Genomic DNA, 20,932 nt, shown 5'->3' with positions numbered 1-20,932 from the left:
TATTAAATCAATGGCTATCACAGTAACGATTTAACAATTATAACTCTTTCGGGTGTGATCTAGACGACGCTTATTTTAAGCACCATCTTTCAATCAGTCATATTGCTGGCCATCGCAATAGTTGGATAAGATTTATTCATGCTGATTAAATAGCCTTATCTATCCAAGGTTATTTCACCCGTAATAATTTCATTAGGGGACAATAATGATAGAAAGCAGCTATGCTATCAGCTTTACATTCCTAGCCTATCTAGTAGTTATGCTAGGAATTGGGCTGTACGCCTACAAACGCACTTCCAGCTCTGAGGATTACTTTCTTGGCGGACGCTCCTTAGGCCCTTGGCCTACTGCGCTATCAGCGGGTGCATCGGATATGAGTGGTTGGTTACTACTTGGCTTGCCAGGTTACGCCTTTGCCGCCGGTATGGAAGCCGTCTGGATTGCCGGCGGTCTTCTTGCCGGAACATGGTTAAACTGGCTAATCTGTGCAAAACGTCTTCGTACTTACAGTATTCAAACCAGTAATGCGTTAACACTTCCGGATTTCCTCTCAAAACGTTTTAATGATAGATCCAAGCTCATTCAAACCATCTCTGCACTGTTCATCTTGCTATTTTTCTTGTTCTACACAAGTTCTGGCTTGGTAGCTGGCGGAAAACTGTTTGAAACCGTGTTTGGTCTAGATTATACGTACGCAGTGATCATAGGTACGGTTTGCGTCGTCTCTTACACTCTCTTTGGCGGCTTCCTCGCCGTTGCTTGGACGGATTTAGTACAAGGCTTGATGATGAGTGCAGCCTTGGTCATCGTACCTCTTGTCGCACTAGATGGCGGCTGGTCAGATCTTTCTAATACGCTCACGGCAAAAAATCCAGATTTATTAAACATCTGGACGAGTGTAAGCGGTGAACCTTTGAGTGCGATCGCCATTATTTCTCTAGTGGCTTGGGGATTAGGTTACTTCGGTCAACCTCACATCCTAGCTCGCTTTAAAGCGTCTCGCTCTAATAAAGACATTAAAACCGCTCGTCGTATTGCCGTCATTTGGACCTTCCTTTCTATGGTTGGTGCTCTTTTGATTGGTTTAGTCGGCATCACGTTTGTGGATAGCAATTTAGCGGGTAATTTGGCTGACCCTGAGAAAATCTTCATGATTCTCGTCAATGCGGTCTTCCATCCAATCGTTGCAGGTATTCTTCTCGCTGCCATCTTAGCGGCTATCATGAGTACTGCAGACTCACAATTGCTTGTATCCTCTTCTGCTTTAGCAGAGGATTTCTACAAACAACTATTCAATAAAGAAGCGACACAAAAACAAATCGTTAGCGTTGGACGTTTTGCGGTAGTGGCCATTTCTCTTATTGCACTCGTGCTTGCTTTAAACCCAGAAAGCTCCGTACTTAGCCTTGTGTCTTATGCATGGGCTGGATTTGGTGCCGCATTTGGCCCTGCCATTCTGCTAAGCCTTTTCTGGCGTAACATGAACCGCAATGGCGCTCTCGCGGGCATCATTGTAGGTGGCGTGACGGTTGTAATTTGGAAACAGCTAACTGGTGGCATTTTCGATCTGTATGAGATTCTTCCAGGCTTCTTGCTATCCACAATTGCTATTGTTGTTGTGAGCTTAGCAACTGGGGCACCAGAAGAGTCTGTGACAGAGTCTTTTGACGAATATGAGAAAGCACTAGATACGATGAACTAAACAAATAGTCTTCTGAAATAGTGATTAAAAAGGCCCGGATTCGACACACAGAATTCGAGTACTTTTTATTTAAGCAAAAGAGATGTGACTGAGTTTGCGTTAACAAAAGCCAATTTAGGAAGGCTAACTACAGACAATAAAAAGCAAGATAAAAGGGAAAGGACAAATAATAGGCAAAAAAATGGGGCTTGAAACAAGCCCCTAAACACCATTTACTAACAAATGTTAGTAGTCAGAGGAAAGGTTTAATCATTAAACAAGCTGCAAGCACCTTGTTCTGCACCACTTACTAAAATACGTTGCGCGCTAAATAATTCACGTCCCATACCTTGATGAGAGTCGGTTAGGTCTTGTTGAGCCGCTTCGCGTTTGCTTAGCTCTTCTTCTGAGATAAGCACAGATAAAGTCCCTTCGACGGCATCTAAGCGAATCATGTCGCCGTCATGAATCTTGGCAATCAAACCACCGGCAAGCGCTTCTGGCGTTAAATGAATCGCAGCAGGCACTTTACCCGATGCCCCAGACATACGGCCATCCGTTACTAACGCCACTCGATAGCCTTGATCCTGTAAATTACCAAGGTATGGCGTCAACTTGTGCAATTCAGGCATACCCAAGGCTTTAGGGCCTTGGAAACGCACTACAGCCACACAGTCACGCTTCAATTCACCACTCGCAATGGCATCCGCCAAAGCATTTTGACTATGAAACACCGCAGCGGGCGCTTCGATAATTCGATTTTCATCTTTAACAGCCGATACTTTTATCACAGAGCGACCTAGGTTGCCTTTCAACAATGCCAGGCCACCTTCTTTACTAAACGGATTCTCGATAGGTCGCACGACATTCATATCCAAACTTTCATCTGTACCGTCGCGCCACACAAGCTTGTCACCTTCAAGGAAAGGCTCTTTGGTGTAATGTGTTAGTCCCTTACCTACGATGGTATTAACATCTTCATGCAATAGACCACCTTTCAGCAATTGCTTAACGAGAAACGCCATACCGCCAGCGGCATGAAAATGGTTAATATCGGCCTGGCCATTCGGATAAATTTTAGTCAAGGATGGCACAACTTTAGAAAGCGCAGAAAAGTCATCCCACGTAATAATAATGCCAGCAGCGCGAGCATAAGCAACAATATGCATGGTGTGATTAGTTGAACCGCCCGTTGCCAATAAACCAACAATCGAGTTAACAATGCTGCGCTCATCAACGATGTCATATAAAGGACGATAATCTCGACCTAACGCAGTGATTTTTGTAGACAGCTGAGACGCGTATTTCGTTAAAGCACCTCGTAACGGATCATCTGGATTCACAAAGGAAGAACCTGGAAGTTGAAGCCCCATGATTTCGACTAATAGCTGATTCGAGTTAGCCGTACCATAAAAGGTACAAGTACCAGCGCTGTGGTAGGAAGCCGCTTCTGCTTCAAGCAATTCTTCACGAGACGCTTGGCCCTGTGCATAACGCTGACGAACCGCCGCTTTAGCCGCGTTGGTAATACCAGAACGCATTGGACCCGCAGGAATAAATAAGGCAGGCAGATGACCAAAACGTAATGCAGCTATTAAGAGACCAGGTACGATTTTGTCACAAATCCCTAAATAAATAGCAGCATCAAACATATTGTGAGACAGAGCAATCGCCGCACCTTGTGCAATATTGTCACGACTAAAAAGACTCAACTCCATGCCATCTTGGCCTTGAGTGACCCCATCACACATAGCAGGCACGCCGCCAGCGAACTGGGCAACAGAGCCCATCTCCTGAACCGCCGCACGAATTTGGTCAGGGTAGCTTTCATAAGGCTGATGAGCTGATAGCATATCGTTGTAAGAAGAGACAATGCCGATATTCGCCTCTTCCATTAAGGTTAACTTTTGTTTGTCTTGAGGCTGGCATGCAGCGAAGCCATGAGCCAAGTTACCACAAGACAGCTTCCCCCTGTGCGGCCCTTGTTCTTGCGCCTTCTTCATATCTTTAAGGTATTGCTTACGTAGCGTTTTGCTTCGCTCAATAATGTCGTTCGTTACCTTAGCAACAATCGGATTCATGCTTCTCTCCATTTTCATTCTGTTATCCTAGCATCCCGCCCGATGCAAAGATTTTATGTAATATTACTACATTTTAAATTAATTTCACGCTCAAAACCCACTAAAATCAAAAAATAAATGTTTATTTTGTAATTTTTTTACATAACTATTCAACTAGTGACATATTTTCAGCTAAAATACGCTTACGTTTGTAACATAAATCTGTACAATATTTGTCTCCGATCATTATTTGATTAAAAAACAGCCAAAATGAAAGGATTTTGTTACTAATCCTTGATTAAAAAATTACTTATGTAGTATTTTTACGTCAAAGAACAATATTGAACGTGATGTGTTCGAATTCGAAAGCATCACAAATTCCGCACTATTTTTAGAGGTGAGTATGACGATTAAGGTAGCTATTAACGGTTATGGACGCATTGGACGCAACACTCTAAGAGCGCTATACGAATCAGGTAAACGAGATCAAATCCAAATAGTAGCCATTAACGATCTTGGTGATTCAAAAACCAACGCTCATTTGACAAAATACGATACAGTTCATGGCCGCTTTAATGCTGAAGTCACCTTTGATAATGAAGCACTGTACGTTAATAACGACAAAATCCGCACTTTCTCTGAACGCGACCCAGCGAATCTACCATGGGCTGAACTAGATATTGATGTAGTGTTCGAATGCACAGGCTTCTTTACTACAAAAGATAAAGCAAATGCTCACATCAAAGCGGGTGCCAAAAAAGTCATTATCTCTGCTCCAGGCAAAGATGTTGATGCTACTGTTGTTTATGGTGTAAATCAGCATGTCCTTACCTCTGACATGACGGTGATTTCTAACGCGTCTTGTACTACTAACTGCCTAGCGCCAGTTGCTAAGCCTTTAAGCGACAAACTAGGAATCGAAAGTGGCCTAATGACAACCATTCATGCTTACACAAACGATCAGCGTCTTTCTGATGTATACCATGAAGACCTATACCGTGCTCGTGCTGCAGCTCAAAACATGATTCCAAGCAAAACAGGCGCTGCAGCAGCTGTTGGTTTAGTGGTTCCTGAACTTGCTGGTAAGTTTGATGGTATGGCAGTTCGTGTGCCTACTATTAACGTATCCTTGGTTGACTTAACTTTCCTTGCGCCACGCGAAACGACCGTAGACGAAGTAAATAAAATCATTGAAGATGCTGTAAAAGCAGACCCAATTCTTGCACAAGTATTGCATGTCAATTATGAGCCATTGGTTTCTTCAGACTTTAACCACAATGCCTACACATCTAACTTTGATGCGACACAAACGCGAGTACAAGGTAAATTAGTAAAAGTTATGGCTTGGTACGATAACGAATGGGGCTTCTCAAACCGAATGCTCGATAATACTATCGCATTAATGGCTGCAAAATAGTCAAAATACACGAAGGCTGCTGACGCAGCCTTCGTCGTCTCTTATACTTCACTTCACGCTTTCTAATCTTTGGTAAATAAAATGACTCGTAGAACTAAAATTGTTGCCACATTAGGCCCTGCTTCCAGCTCTCCAGAAATGATTGAGAAACTGATTTTGGCTGGTGCCAACGTGTTTCGTTTAAACTTCTCTCATGGTCAGCCTGAAGACCATATCAATCGTGCTGAAGTTGTTCGTGAGATGGCAAGAAAGAATGGTCGTCATGTGGCTATTCTTGGTGACTTACAAGGCCCAAAAATTCGTATCGCTCGCTTTAAGAACACAAAAGTGGAATTGAAAGACGGCGCTACTTTTATCCTAGATGTAGGTTTTGACAAAAATAGCGGCGACGAAACGCGTGTTGGTATTGACTATCCGCAACTGGCAAAAGACTCTCAGCCAGGCAACGTTTTATTACTCGATGACGGACGAGTTGTTCTTGAAGTATTAGACGTAAAGGGACAAGAAGTTATCACTAAAGTCATCGTTGGTGGCGCCTTATCCAATAATAAAGGGATAAACCGCCAAGGTGGTGGACTGTCTGCCGCCGCATTGACCGACAAAGATAAAGAAGACATCAAAACAGCAGCAGCCCTTAAGGCTGATTATCTAGCCGTTTCTTTTCCTCGTTGCGCCGACGATCTGCATGAAGCACGTGCATTAGCAGAAGCAGCAGGTTTAAAAGCTGGCATTGTTTCCAAGGTTGAACGTGCAGAAGCGGTTGCTGATAACGAAACATTAGATGCTATTATTCTCGCATCTGATGCTGTCATGGTTGCTCGTGGCGACTTAGGCGTTGAAATTGGCGATGCTGAATTGATTGGCGTACAAAAACACATGATCAAACGCTGCCGTCAGTTGAACCGCCCTGTTATTACGGCAACACAAATGATGGAAACCATGATCACCAGCGCTATGCCAACCCGAGCGGAAGTATTTGACGTTGCTAACGCTGTGCTTGATGGCACAGATGCCGTTATGCTTTCTGCCGAAACAGCAGCAGGTGCGTACCCAGAAGAAGTCATTAAAACCATGAACCGCGTTTGCTTGGGCGCTGAAAAGCAACCAGCAATCAACCGTTCTAAGCACCGCATTGATGTTACTTTTACAAGTATCGATGAAACCATCGCAATGTCCGCTATGTATGCGGCCAACCATTTGGAAGGCGTTAAAGCCATCATTAGCTTGACGGATTCAGGGACAACACCATTGTTAATGTCACGCATTAGCTCTGGTTTACCAATCTATGCCTTGTCGCCAAACCAAGCAACCCTTAATAAAGTAAACCTTTATCGCGGCGTTACACCTGTAGCCTTCTCTTCACAAGAATTTAATGTAGATACCATTGTGGCTGGCTTGGTTGACCATGTTAAGTCACTTGGTCTAATTAAAGACGGTGATCTTGTGATAGTTACAAAAGGCGATCACTTGGTAAGTTATGGCACTACAAACATGATGAAAGTCGTAAAAGTTGGTGCTGGTGAGGAATAATTCGCAGTGAAAAGCAAAACCTTACAGCAAAAAACCATCACGACACCAGAGCGCAAAAATGTCGCTCTGGTTGCTCATGATAATATGAAGCCAGCACTGATCAAATGGGCTGAAATACACAAAGAAAAGCTGATTAAGCATAATCTCATGGCAACAGGCACGACAGGCAACTTAATGCAAAAGCAATTAAATGTTCCTGTACAGTCTCTAATTAGCGGTCCACTTGGTGGCGACCAACAACTTGGTGGCCTAATTGCGGAAGGCAAAATAGATGTGTTGATCTTTTTCTGGGACCCTTTTGAACCAATGCCTCATGACCCTGATATTAAGGCTCTGCTTCGAGTTGCGGCTGTATGGAATATCCCGATTGCTTGTAGTGTTTCTTCCGCCAATTTTTTGGTAACGTCGCCTTTATTCGAAAACGAATTTGAACGACAAGTTCCGGATTATGAAAAATACCTCCAAGAGCGACTCTAGTCGCTCTTTTTTCTCCTACTGATACTGCTCCCCCAAAGCTCGCGGTTTCCTTCAAAATCGGCTAAAATCCTGTCGTTCATAAATGTGTTAGGCCACATATATACACCACTAATTCATTGCTAAATTCGACGTATCCCCCAGCACCACGTTGAACACACCAGTAGGAGAATAATTTTGCAAGCAGATGTAGCCCTAATAATGGGATCAAAAAGCGATTGGGAAACAATGGCAAATGCCGCAGAAATCATGGACATCCTTGGCGTAAGCTACCATGTAGAAGTTGTTTCCGCTCACCGAACACCAGTCAAACTTGCAGAATTTTCAGAAAGTGCTGCAGAAAAAGGGTTTAAAGTCATTATTGGTGGTGCCGGTGGTGCTGCGCACCTGCCAGGTATGGTTGCTGCACACACTCACTTACCAGTGCTTGGCGTACCGGTACAAAGCAAAGCGTTAAATGGCATGGATAGCCTGCTATCTATTGCACAAATGCCAAAAGGCGTTGCTGTTGGTACCCTAGCCATCGGTAATGCGGGTGCTTTTAACGCCGGTTTACTAGCCTGTCAGATTCTTGCTATTTCTAATCCCGAACTTGCCAAGAAAATAGATGCTTTTAGAAAACACCAGACTGAAAGTGTTTTAGCAAACCCAGACCCAAGAGAGGCTTAAATTATGTCCGTTCTATGGGTATTAGGTGCTGGCCAGTTAGGCGCCATGCTAAAACAAGCCGGAACTCCACTCGGTATTGATGTGCGTCCAGTTGATATAGAGTCAACCGAGACTTTAGCACTAGGTCCAACTGATATTGTGACAGCTGAAAGAGAAGAATGGCCAGAAACCGTAGCCACCAAACAACTTGCGACACATAGCAATTTTGTCAACCTAGCCACCTTTCCACAACTGGCCGATCGTCTAACCCAGAAACAATGGCTAGATCGTCTTGAGCTAGCAACAGCACCATGGTTTTCTGTTGAAGCAGACTCCACAGCCGCAAAAGCCCACGAGACATTAGGTGAACGGGTTCTGATGAAACGTCGCCGAGGTGGTTATGATGGCAGAGGTCAGTATTGGTTAAAACAATCTGAAGGCATTGAGATACCTGAAGATTGGAAAGGCCACGCTATTGCGGAACAAGCCATTAATTTTGATGAAGAAGTATCATTAGTTGGTGTTCGAGGCAAAAATGGTGAAATGCACTTTTACCCTCTAACACTTAATCTTCATATTAACGGCATCCTATACGCGTCTATTTCCCCCTTAGAGCGCTTGAAGCCTTTGCAAAGTAAAGCAGAAGCCATGCTTAGCAAGCTTATGGAGGCTTTAAACTACGTCGGCGTAATGGCGATGGAGTGTTTCCGTGTAGATGATGAACTGCTTATTAACGAGCTTGCCCCAAGGGTCCACAACAGCGGGCATTGGACACAAGCTGGCGCAAGCATATGTCAGTTTGAAAATCATGTGAGAGCTGTCACAGGTCTTCCATTAGCGCCTGCTGAGGTGAAAAATCAAAGCATGATGGTCAACTTAATTGGCGTTGATTTAAACTATGACTGGCTAAATCTTCAAGGTTTAGAGCTTTACTGGTATAAAAAAGAAGTGCGTCCAGGAAGAAAAGTAGGACATCTCAATTTTTGTTCCGGCAATTACTCGGTATTACAAACGGCGTTAACAGGATTAGAACTACCATCACCTTACCCTGATGCACTGACATGGTTAGCCAAAAACCTGCCAAAATAATCACCTCTTTATCCATTTAGATAAAAATATAGAAATGCCGCACATCAACAACGATGTGCGGCATTTTTTATGACGCCACTTCAATTAAGAACGCTAGAAAAGTGCAAGAAAATGTTTAAAATACAGCAAATAAAACGTTTTTTTACTTGTTTACTTTATAAAACCCCTTATTCTAAGCACTAAGGCTTAAACCATTGAGCCTATATAAAAATAACAGTGCATAAGATACTGATAAGGAATCTTGAATGAATCACATTGAATTAGACAGCTATGATTGGCGTTTGCTTAAAGCACTCCAAACAAACGCAAGGCTGACTAACGTCGCATTATCAGAGCAAATCAATCTATCACCCTCTCAATGCTCAAGACGCTTACAGAGACTAGAACAAAGCAATCTTATTGAAGCTTATTTTACTCAACTTAATGCAAGCGAGTTAGGTTATCAAGTGACGGCATTTGTCAGTGTGACGCTTGATAAGGGCAGCAAAAACTCAGATATACAATTCCAGCAGGCGATTATTGATATTCCTAAAATACTTGAATGCTATTCTGTCAGTGGAGAAGCGGACTATTGGTTAAGAGTGATCAGTGAAAACTTACCCTCTCTTTCAACATTTTTAAGTGAATCTCTTGCTAAACTTCCCTGTGTAAGAGACTTAACCTCTACCGTTGTCTTAAACAGAATTAAACATGCTCCATCCATTCCATTACCTAACTAATCGCTCTGGTACACTTAAAAAGCGACGGCTATCCAACAGCACGACAGTCGCTTTTTAGTTAAATTTCAGGCAAACGAATCACTATAAAACAGCCAATCAAAGCAATCATCGAAAAGATTAAAATCAGCCCTTCCAACGAAATCATATAAGTCAGTAAACTGATACCACTCATGACTAATAAAACAATGCCAATGATGGTATTGCTTACAGATACATAACTGGTTCGCTTATTCCCCTCACCTAGATTAACTAAATATGTCTTACGCCCAATTCTCACGCCTTGATGCGCCACACTTAAAATAAAATATAGAACAGCAACAGGCCAGACCACAGAAAATGTTTCTGGTAATAACTTGATGCTTAAAAATAAAGCAATACCTGATAATGATCCTAATAGAGAAGATATCAACATAACTTTTCGACTGGAGTTATCCGAAAAAAACCCCAAAAAGGAGATGAAAATAGAGAAGCTAAGCCACTCACCAGTATAAATATACCCAACACAAACACAGCACTATCGGATTTCTGTTGGGCAATCAACACATAATAAGGAGCACTCAAAGCTGCACATAAAAATAACGAACGAGCAATAACGAATTCGCGAAACACCGAATCAGTTCTTAATAGCCTAAACTCTTTAAATACATCAATAAGATTTGCCCTCTTGTCGCTAACTTCACTTAAAGGCTCTTGAACCAAAGAATAAATCAAAGCGGCAAATAACCAAATCATTGTAGCAGCCACAATCCCCCAAACATAAAAGCTCACATCACCTTGAAGACTATCGAAGAAAAATAACGTACAAACAGCTATGCCTATTGTTATGAGCCTGAAGCGCTAGAAGACCATCCAGTCACCCTTCCACGCTTATTTTTCACCACAGTCTTACCAAGCACATCTTTCGACGCTACAGAATTAAGCCCTCTTGCTACACTAAATACCATCAATGCAACAATAATTATCCAGCCTGCGCTTGCTCCTTCAAGTAACAAAGCAGCACACCCTATCATCATGACACATAGAGATTGAATAAGACTGCCCAACACCCAAACCCACTTTCGTATTTTCACTTTGTAAATGAAATGCGCAATAATTAACTGCGGCAACAAAGAGCCAGATTCACGTATTGGCACCAACCAGCCTAACAGGTACAAAGGAGCCTCCCAAGCTTTGTAACAACCATGGCAAGGTAACTTTTGGATTGATCAAGACATCTCCTAGATTGATTAAAAACTGAGAGACAACTAACTTAAAAATATTCTGTCTATCTACCTTCTTTTGTTCTTCTTTATCTATCATAAAAGTGTTCTATTTATAATTTCACTCACAGCATGTTTGCAAAAACAGCTGAATACTGGATAACAAAAATATCTGACTCTAAACTTTATAAAATCTTTAACAAGGTAAGGCTTACTCATATTCCTGTAAATAACGTAAAGGGTTCGTCACTTAATTAGCTAATGACATAACGGTCAGATAAACTAATCGTGAAATCAAAAAACATTATTCATAAGGTTAGATGACATGGATTTAATTAGAATTTTATTTGCCATTCTTCTGCCACCACTTGGTGTCTTCCTACAAGTGGGTATTGGTGGTGCCTTCTGGTTAAACATATTACTAACCATACTGGGCTATATCCCAGTGCATAGTACATGCTGTTTGGATTATAGCGAGACGTTAAGTAGGTATCCATAACAAGAACTTTCTTATAGTAGCAATTACTCTAACTAATTGGAGTTTATAGCTTTAAACCGCGAGTAATCATGGCCTTCTTAATATAAAAACTCTCACATGCTTGTCACGTAGTGTCGGGCTAAGGCCACGACCTACAAAAATCGAATAACCTGTCGGCCTTTAGGTCGTCAAAAGCGAAGCGAATACCAAGGTGATGGTGATGCACCTCGGCCCCTTTCCTTGAGACGAAAAAAGCCCTGACAGCGTTAGCTATCAGGGCCTTCTTAATATAAAGCTTGACGACGCTTATCCCTCACATGCGTGTCTTTGATAAAGAGCCCCACACGCACGTGGGAAGGGTCATGCTACGTCCCTGAAACGAAAAAACCCCACCCTACTGAGTAGGATGGGGTTTCTCTTAATATAAAGCTTGACGACGACCTACTCTCACATGCGTGTCTTTGATAAAAGTCCCCACACGCACGTGGGAAGGGTCATGCTACGTCCCTGAAACGAAAAAACCCCACCCTACTGAGTAGGATGGGGTTTCTCTTAATATAAAGCTTGACGACGACCTACTCTCACATGCGTGTCTTTGATAAAGAGTCCCACACGCACGTGGCAAGGATCATGCTACGTCCCTGAAACGAAAAAACCCCACCCTACTGAGTAGGATGGGGTTTCTCTTAATATAAAGCTTGACGACGACCTACTCTCACATGCGTGTCTTTGATAAAGAGTCCCACACGCACGTGGGAAGGATCATGCTACGTCCCTGAAACGAAAAAGCCCCACCCTACTGAGTAGGATGGGGTTTCTCTTAATATAAAGCTTGACGACGACCTACTCTCACATGGGATCTCCCACACTACCATCGGCGATGGCGCTTTTCACTTCTGAGTTCGGGATGGGATCAGGTGGTTCAACGCCTCTATGATCGTCAAGCAATTCTGTTGCGTTTTGTTCTGGCTGGGGTTTTGTGGCCTCACCAAAACACGCGAATACGTGCTTGGATCTTTAACAATTCATTTTGAAATAGCGATAACCAAGGTCAAACCAGTTTCTATCGTACTATGTGTCTTTGTCATTTTGATGATCTTGAGCCTTCACTCTTCTCATCCAAAACCACTTTGGTGTTATATGGTCAAGCCTCACGAGCAATTAGTATTGGTTAGCTCAATGCCTCACAGCACTTACACACCCAACCTATCAACGTCCTAGTCTCGAACGGCTCTTTAGGGAACTTATGTTCCAGTGAGATCTTATCTTAAGGGAGGCTTCCCGCTTAGATGCTTTCAGCGGTTATCCCGTCCGAACATAGCTACCCGGCAATGCCACTGGCGTGACAACCGGAACACCAGAGGTTCGTCCACTCCGGTCCTCTCGTACTAGGAGCAGCTCCTCTCAAATCTCAAACGTCCACGGCAGATAGGGACCGAACTGTCTCACGACGTTCTAAACCCAGCTCGCGTACCACTTTAAATGGCGAACAGCCATACCCTTGGGACCGGCTTCAGCCCCAGGATGTGATGAGCCGACATCGAGGTGCCAAACACCGCCGTCGATGTGAACTCTTGGGCGGTATCAGCCTGTTATCCCCGGAGTACCTTTTATCCGTTGAGCGATGGCCCTTCCATACAGAACCACCGGATCACTAAGACCTACTTTCGTACCTGCTCGACGTGTCTGTCTCGCAGTTAAGCGTGCTTTTGCCTTTACACTCTATGCATGATTTCCGACCATGCTGAGCACACCTTCGTGCTCCTCCGTTACTCTTTGGGAGGAGACCGCCCCAGTCAAACTACCCACCACACAGTGTCCTCGATCCGGATTACGGACCTGAGTTAGAACCTCAAACATACCAGGGTGGTATTTCAAGAGTGGCTCCACGGTAACTGGCGTCACCGCTTCAAAGCCTCCCACCTATCCTACACAAGTAGGTTCAAAGTTCACTGTGAAGCTATAGTAAAGGTTCACGGGGTCTTTCCGTCTAGCCGCGGATACACAGCATCTTCACTGCGATTTCAATTTCACTGAGTCTCGGGTGGAGACAGTGTGGCCATCGTTACGCCATTCGTGCAGGTCGGAACTTACCCGACAAGGAATTTCGCTACCTTAGGACCGTTATAGTTACGGCCGCCGTTTACTTGGGCTTCGATCAAGAGCTTCGCTTGCGCTAACCCCATCAATTAACCTTCAAGCACCGGGCAGGCGTCACACCCTATACGTCCACTTTCGTGTTTGCAGAGTGCTGTGTTTTTAATAAACAGTCGCAGCCACCTGGTATCTTCGACCGACTAGTGCTTACGGAGCAAGTCCTTCACACCGGCCGGCGTACCTTCTCCCGAAGTTACGGTACCATTTTGCCTAGTTCCTTCACCCGAGTTCTCTCAAGCGCCTTGGTATTCTCTACCTGACCACCTGTGTCGGTTTGGGGTACGGTTCCTGCATATCTGAAGCTTAGAAGTTTTTCCTGGAAGCATGGCATCAACCACTTCGCCCAAAAGAGGGACTCGTCATCAGTTCTCGGTCTTAAAAGGGCTGGATTTGCCTAAGCCCTAAACCTACCGCCTTAAACACAGACAACCATCGCTGTGCTGGCCTAGCCTTCTCCGTCTCTCCATCGCAATATGCACGAGTACAGGAATATTAACCTGTTTCCCATCGACTACGCATTTCTGCCTCGCCTTAGGGGCCGACTCACCCTGCCCTGATTAACATGGGACAGGAAACCTTGGTCTTCCGGCGGGGAGTTTTTCACTCCCCTTATCGTTACTCATGTCAACATTCGCACTTCTGATACCTCCAGCCTGCCTTACAGCTTGACCTTCAACGGCTTACAGAACGCTCCTCTACCATGCCTAGTAAACTAAGCATCCGTAGCTTCGGTGTACAGTTTTAGCCCCGTTATATCTTCCGCGCAGGCCGACTCGACTAGTGAGCTATTACGCTTTCTTTAAAGGATGGCTGCTTCTAAGCCAACCTCCTAGCTGTCTAAGCCTTCCCACATCGTTTCCCACTTAACTGTAACTTTGGGACCTTAGCTGACGGTCTGGGTTGTTTCCCTTTCCACGACGGACGTTAGCACCCGCCGTGTGTCTCCCGTAATTGCACTCATTGGTATTCGGAGTTTGCATGGGGTTGGTAAGTCGGGATGACCCCCTAGCCCAAACAGTGCTCTACCCCCAATGGTGAGATACGAGGCGCTACCTAAATAGCTTTCGAGGAGAACCAGCTATCTCCGAGCTTGATTAGCCTTTCACTCCTATCCACAAGTCATCCCCAGCCTTTTCAACGGATGTGGGTTCGGTCCTCCAGTTGATGTTACTCAACCTTCAACCTGCTCATGGATAGATCGCCCGGTTTCGGGTCTATTCCCAGCAACTAAACGCCCTATTAAGACTCGGTTTCCCTACGGCTCCACTACATGTTTAACCTTGCTACTGAAAATAAGTCGTTGACCCATTATACAAAAGGTACGCAGTCACGGAACAAGTCCGCTCCCACTGCTTGTACGTACACGGTTTCAGGATCTATTTCACTCCCCTCACAGGGGTTCTTTTCGCCTTTCCCTCACGGTACTGGTTCACTATCGGTCAGTCAGGAGTATTTAGCCTTGGAGGATGGTCCCCCCATATTCAGACAGGATAACACGTGTCCCGTCCTACTCGTTTTCATGATTAAGGTGTTTTCGTATACGGGGCTATCACCCTCTATCGCGGCACTTTCCAGAGCCTTCTACTAACACCAAAACCACTTAAGGGCTAATCCCCTTTCGCTCGCCGCTACTTAGGGAATCTCGGTTGATTTCTTTTCCTAAGGGTACTTAGATGTTTCAGTTCCCCTCGTTCGCCTCCTCACAGCTATGTATTCACTGTGGGATACTCTACAAGTAGAGTGGGTTCCCCCATTCGGACATGTTCGGATCAAAGCCTGTTTATCGACTCCCCGAACCTTTTCGCAGATTACCACGTCCTTCATCGCCTCTGACTGCCAAGGCATCCACCGTGCACGCTTGGTCACTTGACCATATAACCCAAAATAGTTTCGGATCACATACCAAAGGGCTTTTGTACCCCTCTGGATTTACGATTTAGAAAGTCATCTAGGTTAAAGATGCTTTCCACCGGTTTGACGCTTGATTATCGTCTATTTCAAAATTCGAATTGTTAAAGAGCAAGTTTAGTGCAAAGCACTAAGTCAGAGACTAAACCATCACTTGCGTGACGCTTTGTTTAGTGTCTTGCTTAAAGCTTTGTCGCTAAGCTTTCTAAACTAGATACTGTATCTCGCCAATGAATAATCATTAACTCATACCATCAGATAATTTGTGTGAACGCTCACCAGAGGTTTCTATCGTTTAAGGAGGTGATCCAGCCCCGGGTTCCCCTAGGGCTACCTTGTTACGACTTCACCCCAGTCATTGACCACTCCGTGGTAAGCGTCCTCCTTACGGTTAGACTACCTACTTCTGGAGCAATCAACTCCCATGGTGTGACGGGCGGTGTGTACAAGGCCCGGGAACGTATTCACCGTGACATTCTGATTCACGATTACTAGCGATTCCGACTTCATGGAGTCGAGTTGCAGACTCCAATCCGGACTACGACGTACTTTCTGGGATTCGCTTACTCTCGCAAGTTCGCAGCCCTCTGTATACGCCATTGTAGCACGTGTGTAGCCCTACTCGTAAGGGCCATGATGACTTGACGTCGTCCCCACCTTCCTCCGGTTTGTCACCGGCAGTCTCCTTAAAGTTCTCGGCATTACCCGCTAGCAAGTAAGGATAAGGGTTGCGCTCGTTACGGGACTTAACCCAACATTTCACAACACGAGCTGACGACAGCCATGCAGCACCTGTCTCAGAGTTCCCGAAGGCACAAACACATCTCTGCGTTCTTCTCTGGATGTCAAGAGTAGGTAAGGTTCTTCGCGTTGCGTCGAATTAAACCACATGCTCCACCGCTTGTGCGGGCCCCCGTCAATTCATTTGAGTTTTAACCTTGCGGCCGTACTCCCCAGGCGGTCTACTTATTGCGTTAGCTGCGCCACTAAGTCATTACAACCCAACGGCTAGTAGACATCGTTTACGGCGTGGACTACCAGGGTATCTAATCCTGTTTGCTCCCCACGCTTTCGCACCTCAGTGTCAGTATTAGTCCAGGGTGTCGCCTTCGCCACTGATGTTCCTTCCTATATCTACGCATTTCACCGCTACACAGGAAATTCCACACCCCTCTACCATACTCTAGCCTGCCAGTATCGGGTGCCATTCCAAGGTTGAGTACTGGGATTTCACATCCGACTTAACAAACCACCTACGCGCGCTTTACGCCCAGTAATTCCGATTAACGCTTGCACCCTCTGTATTACCGCGGCTGCTGGCACAGAGTTAGCCGGTGCTTCTTCTGGGGCTAACGTCAAGATAATTGGGTATTAACCAATCACCCTTCCTCACCCCTGAAAGTGCTTTACAACCCTAAGGCCTTCTTCACACACGCGGCATGGCTGGATCAGGCTTGCGCCCATTGTCCAATATTCCCCACTGCTGCCTCCCGTAGGAGTCTGGGCCGTGTCTCAGTCCCAGTGTGACTGGTCATCCTCTCAGACCAGTTAGAGATCGTCGCCTTGGTAGGCCTTTACCCTACCAACTAGCTAATCTCACGCAGGCTCATCTAATAGCGGAAGGCTCCGAAAAGTCCCCTCCTTTCCCCCTCAGGGCGTATGCGGTATTAGCATGCGTTTCCACATGTTGTCCCCCTCTACTAGGTAGATTCCTACGCGTTACTCACCCGTCCGCCGCTCGTCACCCAAGAAACAAGTTTCTCCGTGCTACCGCTCGACTTGCATGTGTTAAGCCTGCCGCCAGCGTTCAATCTGAGCCATGATCAAACTCTTCAGTTAAAAAGTTTGCTTACTCAAAATCTATTACACTAACAATAACTTAATCATTTCATCATCCCGAAGAACAACGAAACAACATAAAGCGAATTGACGTGTTAGACGTTTCGCAAGACTTCAATTTTTTTGACCATCTCGAATCAGTTAAAAACCAATCCAGACAATCTTCTGAAGCCTCCAGCGAGCGCCCACACAAATTATCTGATTATCTATTTTAAAGAGCTGGCTGACTTTAATCTCTTACTAGGTTTTCTAGGAAGTTGAACTTGATCTTCGTTGCTCTGAAGCCTTGTCCGTGTCAGCGAGGGCGTATATTAAGGATCTACAGATTTTGTGCAACCTTTTTTTAAGATATTTTGAAAATTTTTAATTAATACTTGATAAAGATGAAGGCGCCTGAGCACTTTCATCTTTATCAGCGGCTAACATACCATCGTTATAGTACGAACAAGTGGTGTTTTTTCTTGCCCAGCTTCACTAGGAAGTATTTTCCAAAGTAACCATTTGCGGCTGTAAAAATATCTGCTGCAGCCATGTTATCGCTTAATCCTTTTGCAACACCATTAACAAAAATAGAGTCACGCTGAAGTGCATCCTTCACTTGCTTCCCATTCGCAGCTAACCCAGCATCCGCCATCAAACTAGTAAGTGGCGTTTCAGACAGATTAATTCCAGCTAACGAGCTACTTGGTAAACCATCAAGCTGAATTTGCTCTAGATCTTTTTCACTTAACTGATCCGCCTCACCACTAAATAAAGCATTAGTAATACGCTCTGCAGCTTGCAATCCGTCTTCACCGTGTACCAGGCGAGTTGCTTCACGAGCTAAAATCAATTGACCTTGTGGTTTCCCTGCACTCTCTTGATCAGATTTTTCGATTGCAGCAATTTCTTCAAGGCTTAAAAATGTGAAAAACTTTAAAAATTTATACACATCAGCATCGGCTGTGTTTAGCCAAAACTGATAAAAAGCATACTGACTGGTTTTGGAGGCATCCAACCAAACCGCTCCAGATTCTGTTTTACCAAACTTTGTTCCGTCAGCTTTTGTTACCAAAGGAACCGTCAAACCAAAAGTTTGTGATTGATTTTGGCGACGAGACAAATCAATACCACCAACAATATTTCCCCACTGATCACTACCGCCAATCTGAAGGGTACAGCCATAAACTCGATTTAGCTCCGCAAAATCCATTCCTTGCAATAAAGCATAGGAAAACTCTGTAAAAGAAATTCCTGCGCCTTCTCTATTTAAACGTTGCTGTACAGACTCTTTATTGATCATGGCATTAACAGAAAAATGTTTTCCTATGTCACGCAAAAAATCCAACACACTCATCTTGCCAGCCCAGTCAAGATTATTCACAACGCGCGCGGGATTTGACACACTGTCAAATTTTATAAACTGGCTAACTTGACCTCGAATTTTTTCGGCCCAGCCAGCTACAACATCAGCCGTATTTAGTTGACGTTCAGCGGCTTTAAAACTGGGATCACCAATGAGACCTGTGGCACCACCAACTAATGCTATAGGGTTATGACCAGCGTCTTGAAAGCGTTTTAATACCAATAAAGGCACAAGATGCCCTAGATGCAGACTGTCTGCCGTTGGATCAAAACCACAATAAAGAGTACGACTTTCACCATCAAGATGTTTTTTTAATTCATCTTCTGCCGTCATTTGGGCAATAAGCCCACGAGCTTGCAAGTCATTTAAGAGGTCTTTACTGCTTACAGTCATTATTTTGATCCATATCCTAGTGAGTTTATCTTAATTTAAGCATTCAATTATAAAAGTAATATTGGTAGGATTATAAGGGCTTATTGAAGATTTTTTGGGTGCACATTTTGACAAAATTATTACCAGCAAAACATTTACTCTCAATCGCTATGGTAAGTGCCTTTCTAGCCGTGGTGTTAGTCGCACTCCCTGATGATGACATTGAAGATAAAAACACCATATCACTTGAAGCAAACTTTGAGGTGATAGATCAGTCACAGCTTATGCTGCAGGATCTACGACAGCTTGCGCCCACATCAAATACTGCGGTGCCAAACACCTTCATCTCTACCAATAATATAAAAACAGATACAACCAATACAAATACGACAACAACGACAACAACGACAACCATACACGACATACCTGCACCAGAAGCATTAGTTCAAAAAAGCGCCCCCCTGTATTTAAAGAACAAACTGTTGAAGTTAAATCCGGCGACTCGCTGTCTAAGCTATTATCAGCTGAAGGTATCTCAGCACAAGATATCCACAAAGTCTCCATGGCTGATACAAAACAAAAAACATTGCTTCAAATGAGACCTGGCCAAACCCTCCAATTTAAAACCAATAACACGTCTGGCGAGCTGTCAAGCTTAACACTCATACTCAACCGCCTAGATAGTGTTACGTTTGACCGAGTCGGCGATGAATTCACCAGGAAGGAAACATCACGCACACCAGAAGTGACCCAAGCATATAAGGAAGCTGAAATAAACGACTCTTTATTTGTTGATGGACTGAAGTCAGGAATCGACCAATCACTCCTTATAGAGCTAGCCAACATATTTGGTTGGGATATCGATTTTGCCTTAGATATACGCAAAGGCGACAGCCTCAGTGTTTTATACGAAGAACAGTTATTAGATGGTGAAAAAATCGGAAATGGCAACATCATTGCCGCTCAATTCATCAATAATGGCCGCACTTATCAAGCTATCCGATACTCAACAGAAAAAGGATCAAGCTATTACTCTCCTGATGGGCTTGCAATGCGAAAAGCTTTCATCCGAACGCCTGTTGACTTTACGAGGATCTCTTCGAAATTTAACCCCAACAGATTACACCCAGTATTCAAAACAACAATGCCTCATAGAGGTGTAGACTATGCTGCAGCCAGTGGCACCCCAGTAAAAGCGGCCGGAGATGGAAAAATATCTTTCGCAGGCAAGCAAAATGGTTATGGTAACGTTGTAATTATTGATCATGGTAGAGGGTACCAAACTCTGTACGCACACTTAAGAGGCTTCGCCAAAGGCACCAAGCGCGGCGCTAGAGTACAGCAAGGAAAAGTTATTGCCTATGTCGGACAAACAGGCTGGGCAACAGGCCCCCATTTGCATTATGAATTTAGAATTAACGGCACTCACAAAAATCCGATCACGGTTAAACTGCCCAATGATGAGCCAATGCCAAAGAACGACCTGAAAAACTATTTGCCTTATGCAAAGAAAGTAGTTGCAACACTCGCAAATTCCCACTCCCCTGAATTCGCACAAAAACTTGCATCACTCAATAAAAATTAAGCAACCGGAATAGTAAAACAAAAAAGCAGCCAAACGGCTGCTTTTTTGTGTTCTTACAAAACAGTACTATTAGATAGCGCCATTAACAAATTCAATCAATTGAGATTTAGAAACAGCACCCACTTTAGTTGCAACCACTTCACCACCTTTAACAACAAGCAACGTAGGGATACCACGTACATTGTATTTAGGTGCAGTTTCTTGGTTTTCATCAACGTTTAGTTTAACCACTTTAACTTTACCAGCATATTCTGCAGCAACATCTTCTAAAACAGGCGCGATCATTTTACAAGGTCCACACCATGGAGTCCCAAAAATCGACAATAACAGGGATATCAGAATTTAGCACTTCTTCTGCAAACTGAGCATCAGTAATTTGGATTGTATTTTCACTCATAATAATTCCTTAAAATTCTATTTTAACCATTGAA

The 20,932-nt window shown here is 44.1% G+C and carries 15 protein-coding genes, 3 rRNA genes and 2 pseudogenes; 10 read left to right on the top strand and 10 right to left on the bottom strand.

Annotated features, from left to right (window positions below):
- The first annotated feature begins 205 nt into the window (after positions 1 to 205).
- Positions 206 to 1,702, top strand: coding sequence for a sodium/proline symporter PutP (putP, locus tag ONZ52_RS20665; protein ID WP_265220537.1), 1,497 nt, complete (start codon positions 206 to 208; stop codon positions 1,700 to 1,702).
- A 245-nt stretch (positions 1,703 to 1,947) separates the two neighbouring features.
- Here the strand turns inward: putP and edd are convergent, their stop codons facing one another.
- Positions 1,948 to 3,762, bottom strand: a complete 1,815-nt coding sequence (edd, locus tag ONZ52_RS20660; RefSeq protein ID WP_265220536.1) for a phosphogluconate dehydratase — start codon at positions 3,760 to 3,762, stop codon at positions 1,948 to 1,950.
- A 382-nt stretch (positions 3,763 to 4,144) separates the two neighbouring features.
- On the opposite strand from edd, the gene gap reads away from it, so the two are divergent.
- The 6 genes from gap to ONZ52_RS20630 all read left to right on the top strand — a co-directional run bounded on the left by gap (position 4,145) and on the right by ONZ52_RS20630 (position 9,618).
- Entirely contained in the window at positions 4,145 to 5,158 is a 1,014-nt protein-coding gene (gene gap, locus ONZ52_RS20655) for a type I glyceraldehyde-3-phosphate dehydrogenase (RefSeq protein WP_265220535.1), read from the top strand.
- 81 nt (positions 5,159 to 5,239) lie between these two features.
- Complete coding sequence (gene pyk, locus ONZ52_RS20650; RefSeq protein WP_265220534.1) at positions 5,240 to 6,688, top strand: pyruvate kinase; 1,449 nt, start codon at positions 5,240 to 5,242, stop codon at positions 6,686 to 6,688.
- A gap of 6 nt (positions 6,689 to 6,694) precedes the next feature.
- Complete coding sequence (locus ONZ52_RS20645; protein WP_265220533.1) at positions 6,695 to 7,165, top strand: methylglyoxal synthase; 471 nt, start codon at positions 6,695 to 6,697, stop codon at positions 7,163 to 7,165.
- Positions 7,166 to 7,339: 174 nt separating this feature from the next.
- Entirely contained in the window at positions 7,340 to 7,831 is a 492-nt protein-coding gene (gene purE / locus ONZ52_RS20640; protein WP_265220532.1) for a 5-(carboxyamino)imidazole ribonucleotide mutase, read from the top strand.
- A 3-nt stretch (positions 7,832 to 7,834) separates the two neighbouring features.
- Positions 7,835 to 8,899, top strand: coding sequence for a 5-(carboxyamino)imidazole ribonucleotide synthase (gene purK, locus ONZ52_RS20635; RefSeq protein WP_265220531.1), 1,065 nt, complete (start codon positions 7,835 to 7,837; stop codon positions 8,897 to 8,899).
- A gap of 245 nt (positions 8,900 to 9,144) precedes the next feature.
- Positions 9,145 to 9,618 carry an Lrp/AsnC family transcriptional regulator gene (locus ONZ52_RS20630; RefSeq protein WP_265220530.1) on the top strand — a complete coding sequence of 158 codons (474 nt, stop codon included), beginning with the start codon at positions 9,145 to 9,147 and terminating at the stop codon, positions 9,616 to 9,618.
- Positions 9,619 to 9,676: 58 nt separating this feature from the next.
- On the opposite strand, the gene ONZ52_RS20625 is transcribed toward ONZ52_RS20630, so the two are convergent.
- From ONZ52_RS20625 to ONZ52_RS20610, 4 genes are read right to left on the bottom strand one after another with little or no spacing between them, the layout of a single operon-like run.
- Positions 9,677 to 10,030 carry a hypothetical protein gene (locus tag ONZ52_RS20625; RefSeq protein WP_265220529.1) on the bottom strand — a complete coding sequence of 118 codons (354 nt, stop codon included), beginning with the start codon at positions 10,028 to 10,030 and terminating at the stop codon, positions 9,677 to 9,679.
- Positions 10,024 to 10,386, bottom strand: coding sequence for a hypothetical protein (locus tag ONZ52_RS20620; protein ID WP_265220528.1), 363 nt, complete (start codon positions 10,384 to 10,386; stop codon positions 10,024 to 10,026). The genes ONZ52_RS20625 and ONZ52_RS20620 overlap by 7 nt, the downstream gene beginning before the upstream one ends.
- 53 nt (positions 10,387 to 10,439) lie before the next feature.
- Complete coding sequence (locus ONZ52_RS20615) at positions 10,440 to 10,772, bottom strand: hypothetical protein (RefSeq protein ID WP_265220527.1); 333 nt, start codon at positions 10,770 to 10,772, stop codon at positions 10,440 to 10,442.
- Positions 10,738 to 10,917: a hypothetical protein gene (locus tag ONZ52_RS20610; protein ID WP_265220526.1), complete on the bottom strand. Its 180-nt coding sequence runs from the start codon at positions 10,915 to 10,917 to the stop codon at positions 10,738 to 10,740. Before ONZ52_RS20610 ends, ONZ52_RS20615 begins: the two co-directional genes overlap by 35 nt.
- Positions 10,918 to 11,142: 225 nt before the next feature.
- Between ONZ52_RS20610 and ONZ52_RS20605 the strand changes: the two are divergent.
- Positions 11,143 to 11,302: pseudogene (locus ONZ52_RS20605) on the top strand (YqaE/Pmp3 family membrane protein).
- Positions 11,303 to 12,125: 823 nt separating this feature from the next.
- Here ONZ52_RS20605 and rrf read toward each other — a convergent pair.
- The 4 genes from rrf to tyrS all read right to left on the bottom strand — a co-directional run bounded on the left by rrf (position 12,126) and on the right by tyrS (position 18,937).
- Positions 12,126 to 12,240: ribosomal RNA gene (gene rrf / locus ONZ52_RS20600) — 5S ribosomal RNA — on the bottom strand.
- Positions 12,241 to 12,435: 195 nt separating this feature from the next.
- Positions 12,436 to 15,324, bottom strand: a 23S ribosomal RNA gene (locus tag ONZ52_RS20595).
- Between the two features lie 332 nt (positions 15,325 to 15,656).
- A 16S ribosomal RNA gene (locus ONZ52_RS20590) occupies positions 15,657 to 17,199 on the bottom strand.
- Together the 16S, 23S and 5S rRNA genes form the textbook arrangement of a ribosomal RNA operon.
- A gap of 433 nt (positions 17,200 to 17,632) precedes the next feature.
- The gene (tyrS, locus tag ONZ52_RS20585; RefSeq protein WP_265220525.1) at positions 17,633 to 18,937 is read right to left on the bottom strand and encodes a tyrosine--tRNA ligase; all 1,305 of its coding nucleotides are present in this window, start codon (positions 18,935 to 18,937) and stop codon (positions 17,633 to 17,635) included.
- A 107-nt stretch (positions 18,938 to 19,044) separates the two neighbouring features.
- Here tyrS and ONZ52_RS20580 point away from each other — a divergent pair, with 107 nt between their 5' ends.
- Both ONZ52_RS20580 and ONZ52_RS20575 read left to right on the top strand, forming a co-directional pair.
- Positions 19,045 to 19,515 carry a hypothetical protein gene (locus ONZ52_RS20580; protein ID WP_265220524.1) on the top strand — a complete coding sequence of 157 codons (471 nt, stop codon included), beginning with the start codon at positions 19,045 to 19,047 and terminating at the stop codon, positions 19,513 to 19,515.
- Positions 19,422 to 20,501: a peptidoglycan DD-metalloendopeptidase family protein gene (locus ONZ52_RS20575; RefSeq protein WP_321160395.1), complete on the top strand. Its 1,080-nt coding sequence runs from the start codon at positions 19,422 to 19,424 to the stop codon at positions 20,499 to 20,501. Before ONZ52_RS20580 ends, ONZ52_RS20575 begins: the two co-directional genes overlap by 94 nt.
- Before the next feature lie 69 nt (positions 20,502 to 20,570).
- Here the strand turns inward: ONZ52_RS20575 and trxA are convergent.
- Positions 20,571 to 20,898: pseudogene (gene trxA, locus ONZ52_RS20570) on the bottom strand (thioredoxin TrxA).
- Positions 20,899 to 20,932 lie beyond the last annotated feature (34 nt).

This window comes from Marinomonas rhodophyticola, from assembly GCF_026113935.1.
Taxonomy (GTDB): Bacteria; Pseudomonadota; Gammaproteobacteria; order Pseudomonadales; family Marinomonadaceae; genus Marinomonas; species Marinomonas rhodophyticola.
Note: the sequence above shows the minus strand (reverse complement) of the source record. Positions and strands in the feature narration are given on the sequence as shown.